The organism is Kitasatospora sp. NPDC085464, from assembly GCF_044541955.1.
Lineage (GTDB): Bacteria > Actinomycetota > Actinomycetes > Streptomycetales > Streptomycetaceae > Kitasatospora.
This window is the reverse complement of record NZ_JBITTM010000026.1, coordinates 38,003-49,370: the sequence shown is the minus strand read 5'-3', so window position 1 is coordinate 49,370 and position 11,368 is coordinate 38,003. Positions and strand designations below refer to the sequence as shown.

Here is an 11,368-nt window from a genome sequence, read left to right as displayed (position 1 = left end):
AAGCGAGTCGGGTGCCCCCCACTTCCATGCCCGCCCGCCGTCCGGGCCCGCCCCCTCGACGTCGCCCGCCGGCCGGGCCCGCGCCTCGAATCCCGCTATCCGCTCCGGGAGTTGAACCACCCTTGTACAAGCTTCTGTTCGACCTGGTCTTCAAGAAGATGGACCCCGAGAAGGCCCACCACCTGGCCTTCTTCTGGATCCGGCTGGCCTCATCGGTGCCGGGCCTGCGCACCCTGGTGCGCCTGGTGCTCGCCCCGCGCGACCGCGCCCTGCACACCCGCGCCCTCGGCCTCGACCTGCCCGGCCCGTTCGGCCTCGCGGCCGGTTTCGACAAGAACGGCGTCGGCATCGACGGCCTCGCCATGCTCGGCTTCGACTACGTCGAGATCGGCACCATCACCGGCGAGCCGCAGCCCGGCAACCCGGCGCCGCGGCTGTTCCGCCTGGTCGAGGACCGCGCGCTGATCAACCGGATGGGCTTCAACAACCAGGGCTCGGCCCGGGTCGCCGCCCGCCTGGCCGCCCGCCCGCACACCAGCTCCACCCCGGTCATCGGCGTCAACATCGGCAAGACGAAGGTCGTCGAGGAGGCCGACGCGGTCGCCGACTACGTCAAGTCCACCGAGCGCCTGGCCAAGTACGCCGACTACCTGGTGGTCAACGTCAGCTCGCCGAACACCCCGGGGCTGCGCAACCTGCAGGCCGTCGACCACCTGCGCCCGCTGCTCGCCGCCGTCCGCGAGGCCGCCGATCGCACCACCGCGCACCACGTGCCGCTGCTGGTCAAGATCGCCCCCGACCTGGCCGACGAGGACGTCGACGCGGTCGCCGACCTCGCCCTGGAGCTGGGCCTGGACGGCATCATCGCCACCAACACCACCATCGGCCGCGAGGGCCTGCGCACCGACGCCGGGCGGATCGAGGAGATCGGCATGGGCGGCCTGTCCGGCGCCCCGCTCAAGGCCCGCGCCCTGGAGGTGCTGCAGCGGCTGCGCGCCCGTACCGAGGGCCGGCTGACCCTGGTCTCGGTCGGCGGCATCGAGACCGCCGAGGACGCCTGGCAGCGGATCCTCCACGGCGCCGACCTGGTCCAGGGCTACAGCGCCTTCATCTACGAGGGCCCGTTCTGGTGCCGGAAGATCCACAAGGGCCTGTCCGCCCGGATCCGGGCCGCGGGCTTCCGCGACCTGGCCTCGGCGGTCGGCAGCGCCGTGCGCAGCTCGTGAGCGACCCGGCTCCCGTCAAGACCCGTACGACCCCCGCACCCCTCGGACCCCCCGCACCCCTCGGAAAGGACGACATGACCCTCGCCCCGTTCGGCACCCGGCTGCGCCACGCGCTCGACACCCGCGGCCAGCTCTGCGTCGGCATCGACCCGCACGCCTCCCTGCTCGCCGCCTGGGGGCTCGGCGACGACCTCGCCGGGCTGGAGACCTTCAGCCGCACCGTGGTCGAGGCGCTGGCCGACCGGGTGGCCGTGCTCAAGCCGCAGGCCGCCTTCTTCGAGCGCTTCGGCAGCAAGGGCGTCGCCGTGCTGGAGAAGACCGTCGAGGAGGCCCGGGCGGCCGGCGCGCTGGTGCTGATGGACGCCAAGCGCGGCGACATCGGCTCCACAATGGCCGCCTACGCGGAGGCCTTCCTGTCGCCCGCGAGCCCGCTGTTCTCGGACGCCGTGACGGTCAGCCCGTACTTGGGCTTCGGCTCGCTGCGCCCGGCCCTGGACCTGGCCCGGGAGCAGGGTTGCGGCGTGTTCGCGCTGGCGCTCACCTCCAACCCCGAGGGCGCCGAGGTACAGCGCGCGGTGGGCGCGGACGGCGAGCCGGTCGCCGCCTCGGTGCTGCGGCAGCTGGCGGCCGAGAACGAGGGCGCGGCGCCGCTGGGCTCCTTCGGCGCGGTGGTCGGTGCGACGCTGGCCGACGCGGGCGTCGAGCTGGCCATCAACGGGCCGCTGCTGGCCCCGGGGATCGGCGCCCAGGGCGCGACCATGGCGGACCTGCCGCGGGTGTTCGGCGCCGCGGTGATCAACGTGGTGCCGAGCGTCAGCCGGGACGTGCTGAAGCACGGTCCCTCGGTGGCGGCGCTGCGGGACGCGTCGGACCGCTTCGTCGGCGAGTTCGCGGACGCGGTCAAGTAGGCCGCGCGGACGCGGTCGGGCGGGCCGGGGCGGACCCGGTCGCACCGGCCGGGCGGACCCGGTCACACGGGCCGGACGGGCCCGTCACGGAGCGGGAGACTACCCATCGGTAGCCGGTCGGTGACCCTGTGGAGTGTCCGCAGGACGGCGGCGGCGTCGCGGAGTGTACGTGAGCGCCGTCACATCGAGCCCGTCAAAGTTTCGCAATCGCGGTCATTTTGCCCGGGAAAGTCCTGGTCGGCCTTGGCTGACCAGGACTTTTCGTGTTCTTTTCCTGACGTGGCGCCGCAATGCGGGTAGTGTCCGGCGATAGGTCATCGGCGAGCCGCGAATTCCGTGGCTCCCGCAGGTCAGGGCCTTGTGGTTCCTCTTGCGGACGGTGTCCTGGGTACGAAACCAGTCATAGCTCAATCCCATCCATCCACACCCTGAGGTGAACGGCGTGGCTCTTCCGCCCCTTACCCCTGAACAGCGCACCGCCGCGCTCGCCAAGGCCGCCGAGGCTCGCCGGGAGCGCGCCGAGGTCAAGAACCGGCTCAAGCACTCCGGCGCCTCCCTGCACGAGGTGATCAAGGCCGGCAAGGCCGACAACGACGTGATCGGCAAGATGAAGGTCTCGGCCCTGCTGGAGTCCCTTCCGGGCGTCGGCAAGGTCCGTGCCAAGCAGATCATGGAGCGCCTCGGCATCAGCGAGAGCCGGCGCGTCCGTGGCCTCGGCACGAACCAGATCGCCTCCCTGGAGCGGGAGTTCGGCGGGGGTGCCGCCTGACCCTGCCCCGGTGGTCCCGTCATCCTCCGCGATCCGGGATAATCGGTGCATGAGTGAGCGTCCGCGGCTGACCGTGCTCTCCGGCCCTTCGGGGGTCGGCAAGAGCACGGTCGTCGCTCATATGAGGAAGATGCACCCCGAGGTCTGGCTCTCGGTGTCGGCGACGACCCGCCACCCGAGGCCCGGCGAGAAGAACGGGGTCCAGTACCACTTCGTCGACAATGACGAGATGGACAAGCTGATCGCCAACGGCGAGCTGCTGGAGTGGGCCGAGTTCGCCGGGAACCGCTACGGGACCCCGCGCGCGGCCGTGCTGGAGAAGCTGGAGCGCGGCGAGCCCGTACTGCTGGAGATCGACCTGCAGGGTGCCCGGCAGGTGCGCGAGTCGATGCCCGAGGCGCAGCTGGTCTTCCTGGCCCCGCCGAGCTGGGACGAGCTGGTCCGTCGGCTGACCGGGCGCGGCACCGAGTCGCAGGACGTGATCGAGAAGCGGCTCGACGCCGCCCGGATCGAGCTCGCCGCCGAGCCCGAGTTCGACACGACCCTTGTCAACACCTCGGTCGAGCAGGTAGCGGCCGAACTGCTAGCCTTGCTCGGTGTAGCCTGACCTGTCTGTCTTTTCCACCCTTTCGGAAGGTTTTCGCGTGTCCTCTTCCATGACCGCGCCCGAGGGCATCATCAACCCGCCGATCGACGAGCTGCTTGAGGCCACCGACTCCAAGTACAGCCTCGTGATCTACGCCGCCAAGCGCGCGCGCCAGATCAACGCGTACTACTCCCAGCTCGGTGAGGGCCTGCTGGAGTACGTCGGCCCGCTGGTCGACACCCACGTGCACGAGAAGCCGCTGTCGATCGCGCTGCGCGAGATCAACGCGGGCATGCTGACCGCCGAGGCGGTCGAGGCTGCCTGAGGCGGTCGCTGATTTTCCGGGAGGGCCCGGCGGACTCGATTCCGCCGGGCCCTCCCGTCGTCTGCGGGTGCGGGGTGGGGCGCTGCGCGGGCGGCGGCTGAGGGGCCGTAGGGTGGGCGGGTTCCCGATGCGTAGAGAGGCCGGTTCATGACGACTGCGGACGCCCCGCGCGTGGTCCTCGGTGTGAGCGGCGGGATCGCCGCGTACAAGGCGTGCGAGCTGCTGCGCCGGTTCACCGAGTCCGGCCACCAGGTCACCGTGGTGCCCACCGAGGCCGCCCTGCACTTCGTCGGCGAGGCGACCTGGGCCGCGCTGTCCGGCCGGCCGGCCGCCACCGAGACCTGGGAACGCGTGCACGAGGTGCCGCACGTGCGGATCGGGCAGCAGGCCGACCTGGTCGTGGTCGCCCCGGCCACCGCCGACCTGATCGCCAAGGCCGCCCACGGCCTCGCGGACGACCTGCTGACCAACACCCTGCTCACCGCCCGCTGCCCGGTCGTCGTGGCGCCCGCCATGCACACCGAGATGTGGGAGCACCCGGCCACCCGGGACAACGTCGCGACGCTGCGCCGCCGGGGCGTGATCGTGCTGGAGCCGGCCGTCGGGCGGCTGACCGGCAAGGACACCGGCAAGGGGCGGCTGCCCGAGCCCTCGGCGATCTTCGACGCCTGCCGGGCCGTGCTGCGCCGCGGCGGGGCGGTGCCGACCGACCTCGCCGGCCGGCACGTGGTGGTCTCGGCGGGCGGCACCCGGGAGCCGCTGGACCCGGTGCGCTTCCTGGGCAACCGCTCCTCCGGCAAGCAGGGCTACGCGCTGGCCGTCACGGCCGCGGCGCGCGGGGCCCGGGTGACCCTGCTCTCGGCCAACGCCGAGCTGCCGGACCCGGCGGGGGTGGACGTGGTGCACGTCTCGACCGCGCTGGAGCTGCGCGAGGCGGCGCTGAAGGCGGTCGCGGACGCGGACGCCGTGGTGATGGCCGCGGCGGTGGCCGACTTCCGGCCCGCCGAGTACGCGACCGGCAAGATCAAGAAGGTCGAGGGGGTCGAGCCGGCGCCGGTCGCGCTGGTCCGCAATCCCGACATCCTGGCCGAGCTCTCGGCCCACCGGACCCGTTCGGGTCAACTGGTCGTGGGTTTCGCGGCGGAGACCGACGACGTGCTCGCCAACGGCCGCGCGAAGCTCGCCCGCAAGGGCTGCGACCTGCTCGTGGTCAACGAGGTGGGCAACGGCAAGGCCTTCGGCACGGACGTCAACGAGGCCGTGGTTCTGGGCTCGGACGGCAGTGAGACGCCCGTCCCGGTGGGCCCGAAGGAGGCGCTCGCGGACGTCGTCTGGGACCTGGTCGCAAAGCGGCTGGAAACGGGCGGCAACTGATCGGAAAGGGCTGCGGGACGCTCAAGAATTCCTGGAGTGGGTGACGTTCGGCGGAAGCAGCCCGTTAGACTCCAGGAATCAAGTCTTTCCGGAGTTACCGGGTCCCCCGGAACTTCAGTCAGCAGCCGCTGCAACCCCAGGGAGCGCTGTGTCTCGCCGCCTGTTCACCTCGGAGTCCGTCACCGAGGGCCACCCCGACAAGATCGCTGACCAGATCAGCGACACCATCCTTGACGCTCTCCTGCGCGAGGACCCGACCTCCCGGGTCGCCGTGGAGACGCTCATCACCACCGGCCAGGTGCACGTGGCCGGCGAGGTGACCACCAAGGCGTACGCCCCGATCGCCCAGCTCGTCCGGGACAAGATCCTGGAGATCGGCTACGACAGCTCCAAGAAGGGCTTCGACGGCGCCTCCTGCGGCGTGTCGGTGTCCATCGGTGCCCAGTCGCCCGACATCGCACAGGGCGTCGACACGGCGTACGAGGCTCGGGTCGAGGGCGATGAGGACGACCTGGACAAGCAGGGCGCCGGCGACCAGGGCCTGATGTTCGGCTACGCGTCCGACGAGACGCCCGAGCTCATGCCGCTGCCGATCACGCTGGCCCACCGCCTCTCGCGCCGGCTGACCGAGGTCCGCAAGAACGGGACCATCCCGTACCTGCGCCCCGACGGCAAGACCCAGGTCACCATCGAGTACGACGGCGACAAGGCCGTCCGCCTCGACACCGTGGTCGTCTCCACCCAGCACGCCAGTGACATCGACCTGGAGTCGCTGCTCACCCCGGACATCCGCGAGTTCGTGGTCGAGCCGGAGCTGAAGGCGCTGGCCGAGCAGGGCATCAAGCTGACCACCGAGGGCTACCGCCTGCTGGTCAACCCGACCGGCCGCTTCGAGATCGGCGGCCCGATGGGCGACGCCGGCCTCACCGGTCGCAAGATCATCATCGACACCTACGGCGGCATGGCCCGCCACGGCGGCGGCGCCTTCTCCGGCAAGGACCCGTCCAAGGTGGACCGCTCGGCCGCGTACGCGATGCGCTGGGTGGCGAAGAACATCGTCGCCGCCGGCCTCGCCCGCCGCGCCGAGGTGCAGGTCGCGTACGCGATCGGCAAGGCCGAGCCGGTCGGCCTGTTCGTGGAGACCTTCGGCACGGAGACCGTGCCGGTCCTCAGCATCCAGAAGGCCGTCTCCGAGGTCTTCGACCTGCGTCCGGCCGCGATCATCCGCGACCTGGACCTGCTGCGCCCGATCTACTCCCAGACCGCCGCGTACGGCCACTTCGGCCGTGAGCTGCCGGACTTCACCTGGGAGCGCACCGACCGGGTGGACCAGCTGAAGGCTGCCGTGCAGGACTGACGTCCCCCGCACGTCGAAGCGGCGCCCGCCCCTCCCGGGGGGTGGGCGCCGCTCCGCTTTGTGCGTCCTGTCGGTGTGACCTGGTAGTACTTGGGAGCGATGAGCAACACAGGGGAGAACGGGGCCGGCGAGCCGGAGCAGCTGGCGTTCATCCGGGAGACGGTCAAGCGGGCCAAACCGCGCAGCTGGCGCGGAGCCAAGCGGGCCGAGCACCTTCCGGTGGCCCGGGTCGTGGTGGACAAGGGCGTGCTCACCATCGACAAGTTCTTCGACTACGAGGTGCCGGCCGTCATGGCCGAGGAGGCCCAGCCGGGCGTCCGGGTCCGGGTGCGGTTCGGCGCGCGGGTGGTGAAGGGGCAGCGCGAGGGCGGCGAACTGCACGACGGCTTCATCGTCGCCCGCCTGGAGAAGAGCGACTTCCCCGGACCGCTCGCCCCGCTGGCACAGGTGCTCTCACCCGAGCCCGTGCTCACCCCGCAGCTGCTGCGGCTGTGCCGGACCGTCGCCGACCGGTACGCCGGGACGCTCGCCGACGTGCTGCAGCTGGCCGTCCCGCCCCGGCACGCCAAGGCCGAGGCCGAGCCCTCGCCGCCGCCGCTGCCGCGCCCGCCCGCGCCGGCCCCCGGCGGCTGGCAGCGCTACCCGGCCGGGCCCGACTTCCTCACCGCGCTGGCCGACGGCGCCGCGCCGCGCGCCGTGTGGGCGGCGCTGCCCGGCCCCGGCTGGCCGTACGAGATCGCGCGGGCGGTGGCGGCGACCCTGTCGGGCGGGCGCGGCGCGCTGGTGGTGCTGCCCGACTCGCGTTCGGTCGCCCGGGTCGACCAGGCGCTGACCGAGCTGCTCGGCCCCGGGCGGCACGCCGCCCTGGAAGCCGACCTCGGCCCGCGCGAGCGCTACCGGCGCTGGCTCTCGGTGAGCCGCGGCTCCGTGCACGCCGCCATCGGGACCCGCGCCACCATGTTCGCGCCGGTGCGCGACCTCGGGCTGGTCGCCGTCTGGTCGGACGGCGACGGCAGCCACAGCGACCCGCGCGCCCCGCACCCGCACGTGCGGGAGGTCGCGCTGCTGCGCGCCGCCGAGGAGGGCGCGGCCGTGCTGCTCGGGGGGCACGCGGTGACGGTGGAGGGCGCGCAGCTGGTCAGCACCGGCTGGGCGCGGCCGCTCGTCGCGGACCGCGAGACCGTGCGGCAGGTCGCACCGAGGGTGCGGACCGTCACCGACCTGGACCAGCACCGTGACGCGGCCGCGCAGGCCGCGCGGCTGCCCTCGGTGGCCTGGGAGGCCGCCCGGGAGTCGCTGGCGGCCGGGCACCCGGTGCTCATCCAGGTGCCCCGGCGCGGCTACGTGCCCCGGCTGGCCTGCGGACGCTGCCGCACCCCGGCGCGGTGCCGGCGCTGCGAGGGGCCGCTGGAGGCGCCCTCGGCGGACGCCGCGCTGCACTGCGGGTGGTGCGGGGAGGCGGAGAACGACTGGCACTGCCCCGAGTGCGGGTCGTTCCGGCTCCGGGCCCAGGTGATCGGCGCCCGGCGGACGGCGGAGGAACTGGGCAAGGCGTTCCCGCGGATCCCGGTGCGGACCTCCGGCCGGGACTCGGTGCTGGCCACCGTGCCGGACGAGCCCTCGCTGGTGATCTCCACGCCGGGCGCGGAGCCGGTGGTGGAGGGCGGCTCCGGGTACGGGGCGGCCCTGCTGCTGGACGGGTGGGCCCTGCTCGGCCGGCCGGACCTGCGGGCGGGGGAGGAGGCGCTGCGGCTCTGGCTGGCGGCGGCCGCGCTGGTGCGGCCCTCCGCGGAGGGCGGCACGGTGGTCGTCGTCGCCGAGCCGTCCGCCCGTCCCGTCCAGGCCATGGTCCGCTGGGACCCGCTCGGGCACGCCGCGCTGGAACGGGACGAACGGGCGCAGCTGCACTTCCCGCCGGTGTCGCGGATGGCCTCGGTCAGCGGGAGCCCGGCGGCGGTCGCCGACCTGCTGGGGCTGATCCGGCTGCCGGAGGGCGCCGACGTGCTCGGGCCGGTGCCGCTGCCCGCGCTGCGCGGGGAGGAGCAGGAGCGCGCGCTGCTGCGGGTGGCGCCCGGGCAGGGGTCGGCGCTGGCGGCGGCGCTCAAGGCGGCGCAGATCGCGCGGATCGCGCTGCGGACGGCTGAGCCGGTACGGGTGCGGGTGGATCCGACGGACATCGGCTGAGGCGGGCGGGACGGTCCGGACGGTCCGCTCGGTTGGCGGGACCGGGGCCGGGGCCGGGGCCGGGGCTTTCGGGGCCGGGGGCTTGATTCCCGGCCTGGCAGGGCGGCGGTGGGGCGGGGTGAGTGGGCCACCCCGCCCCGGGTGGCCGGTCGTTCGGGTGCGGGTGCCGTCAGCCGCGCAGGGGGATGCCGGTGCGGTCGACGGGGGTGCTGCGGTCGATCGTGGTGCGCTCGATGGTGCCGCGGTCGGGCTGGGGGCGGTCGACGGGGGTGCGCTCCAGGGCGGCGCGCTCCAGGCTGCTGCGGTCCAGGCCGCCCTGGCGGGCCGCCGGGACGGTCGCGGCCAGGCCGGCAGCGGGGGCGGCGGGCAGGTCCTCCGAGCGGTCCGGGCGGCCGGGGCCCGGGACGGCGCCGCTGGCGGCGAGCAGTTCGCTGGTCGGGCGGCGCATGCCGTAGCGGCGGTGCACGGCCTGCTTGGTGACCCCGAGGGCGGAGCCCACCGAGTCCCAGGAGAAGCCCAGCGCGCGGTCGAACTCGACCGCCGCCGCCACCAGGGTCTCCACGCTCTCCCGCAGCTCCTGCGCCAGGCGCACGGTCGGCGCCGGCGCCCGCCCGTACACCACGAAGCCGGCCGAGGTGCTGGGGCGGCGCGGTCGGTAGACGTTTCCCAGCTGGGCGGTGAGCGTCCGCAGCGCATCGACCTGGCGCCTCACCCGCTCGATGTCCCGCACCAGCAGGTGCAGGCTCGCCCGCGCCCGGGCGTCGTGGTTGATCTGCTCAGCCATGGCCTACGTGCCACCTTCCGTACGGTTGGGCTCGGCCGGGGCGCGGTGTCCCGTGCGCCCGGCCCCGGTCAATCTCTCTTGACCAACGCCGAAGCGGGGGCCGGGGTAACGCGGCTCGGCAGAGTCGGGTTATGCCAGAACGCTTCCGACGGCGCCGAGGGCATGGGGGACGGGGCCGGCGCGTTGCATAGACTTGGCGGGAACAGCCGTTGCCCGCAGTCCCGCGCCGACTCCCGACACCCCGACGGACAGGAGCCCGTAGCCCGTGTCGATCCAGCCGATCCGTCTCTTCGGAGACCCCGTCCTGCGGGCCACCGCCAAGCCGGTGACCGTGTTCGACAAGGAACTGCGCAACCTGGTCCGCGATCTCACCGACACCATGCTGGACGCCCCCGGCGCCGGTCTCGCCGCTCCCCAACTCGGCGTCTCCCTGCGGGTGTTCACCTACCACGTGGACGGCGTCACCGGGCACCTGATCAACCCGGACCTGTCGCTGAGCGAGGACGAGCAGGAGGGCCCCGAGGGCTGCCTCTCGCTGCCCGGCCTGCGCTACGACACCAAGCGCGCGTACGGCGTGGTGGCCAAGGGCTTGAACATGTACGGCGATCCGGTGACCGTGGAGGGCACCCAACTGCTCGCCCGGTGCATCCAGCACGAGACCGACCACCTGGACGGCATCGTCTTCATCGACCGGCTCGACCGCGAGCAGCGCAAGGCCGCCCTGAAGGCGATCCGCGAGGCGGACTGGGGCAGCGGGCCGGCGCCGGTCGTCAAGGTCTCGCCGCACAGCACCTTCGGCGCGGCGCGCTGACCCCGTCGGCTTCCTGAACTTCCTTTACAGAAAGGCCCTTGATGCGTCTCGTCTTCGCCGGCACCCCCGAGGTCGCCGTTCCCGCCCTGGACGCCCTGCTCGCCTCCGACCGGCACGAGGTCGTCGCGGTGGTCACCCGCCCCGACGCCCCGGCCGGCCGCGGCCGCAAGCTGGTCGCCAGCCCCGTCGCCCAGCGCGCGGAGGAGGCCGGGATCGAGGTCCTCAAGCCGGCGAAGCCCAGCGACCCGGAGTTCGTCGCCCGCCTCACCGAACTCGCCCCCGACTGCTGCCCGGTGGTCGCCTACGGCGCGCTGCTGCGCCCCGGCACGCTGGAGATCCCCGTACACGGCTGGGTCAACCTGCACTTCTCGCTGCTGCCCGCCTGGCGCGGCGCGGCCCCCGTCCAGCACGCGGTGCTGGCGGGCGACGAGGTCACCGGCGCGTCCACCTTCCTGATCGAGCAGGGCCTGGACTCCGGCCCGGTCTACGGCGTGATCACCGAGGAGATCCGCCCGACCGACACCAGCGGCGAGTTGCTCACCCGGCTCTCGCTCTCCGGCGCCCGGCTGCTCGCGGCCACCATGGACGGCATCGAGGACGGCTCCCTGCACGCCGTGCAGCAGCCGGTCGACGGCGTCACGCTCGCGCCGAAGATCAGCGTCGAGGACGCGCGGATCGACTGGAACCACCCCGCGCTGCGGGTCGACCGGGTGGTGCGCGGCTGCGCGCCTGCGCCCGGCGCCTGGACCGAGTTCCGCGGCGAGCGGCTGAAGGTCACCGGGCCGGTCAAGCTGCTGCCGGAGTCGGCCGAGCTGGCGCCCGGCGAGGTCGCGATGGTCGGCAAGAACAGCGTGCGGGTCGGCACCGGCAGCCACGACATCGAGCTGGGCGAGGTCCGTCCGCAGGGCAAGAAGGAGATGCGGGCGGCGGACTGGGCCCGCGGGGCGCGGCTGGAGGCCGGCGAGAGGTTCGGGACCGGCAAGGAGTGATCCGGCCGGGGAACGCGTCCCGGGTCTCCGCGGCTGCGGAGACCCGGGACGGGGT

10 protein-coding genes and 1 pseudogene are annotated in these 11,368 nt (G+C 73.5%); 10 read left to right on the top strand and 1 reads right to left on the bottom strand.

The features are described from left to right. Positions 1-122 precede the first annotated feature (122 nt). The 8 genes from ACIGG8_RS23135 to ACIGG8_RS23100 all read left to right on the top strand — a co-directional run bounded on the left by ACIGG8_RS23135 (position 123) and on the right by ACIGG8_RS23100 (position 8,729). Positions 123-1,226, top strand: coding sequence for a quinone-dependent dihydroorotate dehydrogenase (locus tag ACIGG8_RS23135; RefSeq protein ID WP_350521217.1), 1,104 nt, complete (start codon positions 123-125; stop codon positions 1,224-1,226). 74 nt (positions 1,227-1,300) lie between these two features. Next, complete coding sequence (gene pyrF, locus ACIGG8_RS23130) at positions 1,301-2,134, top strand: orotidine-5'-phosphate decarboxylase (protein ID WP_396550387.1); 834 nt, start codon at positions 1,301-1,303, stop codon at positions 2,132-2,134. Between the two features lie 442 nt (positions 2,135-2,576). Then, complete coding sequence (mihF, locus tag ACIGG8_RS23125; RefSeq protein ID WP_030056187.1) at positions 2,577-2,903, top strand: integration host factor, actinobacterial type; 327 nt, start codon at positions 2,577-2,579, stop codon at positions 2,901-2,903. Between the two features lie 49 nt (positions 2,904-2,952). After that, positions 2,953-3,510 carry a guanylate kinase gene (gene gmk / locus ACIGG8_RS23120; protein ID WP_350521215.1) on the top strand — a complete coding sequence of 186 codons (558 nt, stop codon included), beginning with the start codon at positions 2,953-2,955 and terminating at the stop codon, positions 3,508-3,510. Between the two features lie 37 nt (positions 3,511-3,547). Next, positions 3,548-3,814: a DNA-directed RNA polymerase subunit omega gene (gene rpoZ, locus ACIGG8_RS23115; RefSeq protein ID WP_030056185.1), complete on the top strand. Its 267-nt coding sequence runs from the start codon at positions 3,548-3,550 to the stop codon at positions 3,812-3,814. Between the two features lie 147 nt (positions 3,815-3,961). Continuing rightward, positions 3,962-5,188, top strand: coding sequence for a bifunctional phosphopantothenoylcysteine decarboxylase/phosphopantothenate--cysteine ligase CoaBC (coaBC, locus tag ACIGG8_RS23110; protein WP_396550384.1), 1,227 nt, complete (start codon positions 3,962-3,964; stop codon positions 5,186-5,188). A 148-nt stretch (positions 5,189-5,336) separates the two neighbouring features. Further along, positions 5,337-6,545: a methionine adenosyltransferase gene (gene metK / locus ACIGG8_RS23105; RefSeq protein ID WP_396550382.1), complete on the top strand. Its 1,209-nt coding sequence runs from the start codon at positions 5,337-5,339 to the stop codon at positions 6,543-6,545. A 99-nt stretch (positions 6,546-6,644) separates the two neighbouring features. Further along, positions 6,645-8,729, top strand: coding sequence for a primosomal protein N' (locus ACIGG8_RS23100; protein WP_396550380.1), 2,085 nt, complete (start codon positions 6,645-6,647; stop codon positions 8,727-8,729). A gap of 266 nt (positions 8,730-8,995) precedes the next feature. On the opposite strand, the pseudogene ACIGG8_RS23095 reads toward ACIGG8_RS23100, so the two are convergent. Next, positions 8,996-9,513: pseudogene (locus ACIGG8_RS23095) on the bottom strand (hypothetical protein); the annotation flags it as partial. Between the two features lie 265 nt (positions 9,514-9,778). On the opposite strand from ACIGG8_RS23095, the gene def reads away from it, so the two are divergent. Both def and fmt read left to right on the top strand, forming a co-directional pair. Then, on the top strand, positions 9,779-10,324 hold the full coding sequence (gene def / locus ACIGG8_RS23090) for a peptide deformylase (protein ID WP_396550378.1): 546 nt from the start codon (positions 9,779-9,781) through the stop codon (positions 10,322-10,324). Positions 10,325-10,365: 41 nt separating this feature from the next. Beyond that, positions 10,366-11,313, top strand: a complete 948-nt coding sequence (fmt, locus tag ACIGG8_RS23085) for a methionyl-tRNA formyltransferase (protein ID WP_350521209.1) — start codon at positions 10,366-10,368, stop codon at positions 11,311-11,313. Positions 11,314-11,368 lie beyond the last annotated feature (55 nt).

Excerpts from the sequence above, each read along its gene's own strand:
- coaBC (WP_396550384.1), top strand. The coding sequence starts at position 3,962 with ATGACGACTGCGGACGCCCCGCGCGTGGTCCTCGGTGTGAGCGGCGGG.
- fmt (WP_350521209.1), top strand. The coding sequence starts at position 10,366 with ATGCGTCTCGTCTTCGCCGGCACCCCCGAGGTCGCCGTTCCCGCCCTG.
- gmk (WP_350521215.1), top strand. The coding sequence starts at position 2,953 with ATGAGTGAGCGTCCGCGGCTGACCGTGCTCTCCGGCCCTTCGGGGGTC.
- ACIGG8_RS23100 (WP_396550380.1), top strand. The coding sequence starts at position 6,645 with ATGAGCAACACAGGGGAGAACGGGGCCGGCGAGCCGGAGCAGCTGGCG.
- pyrF (WP_396550387.1), top strand. The coding sequence starts at position 1,301 with ATGACCCTCGCCCCGTTCGGCACCCGGCTGCGCCACGCGCTCGACACC.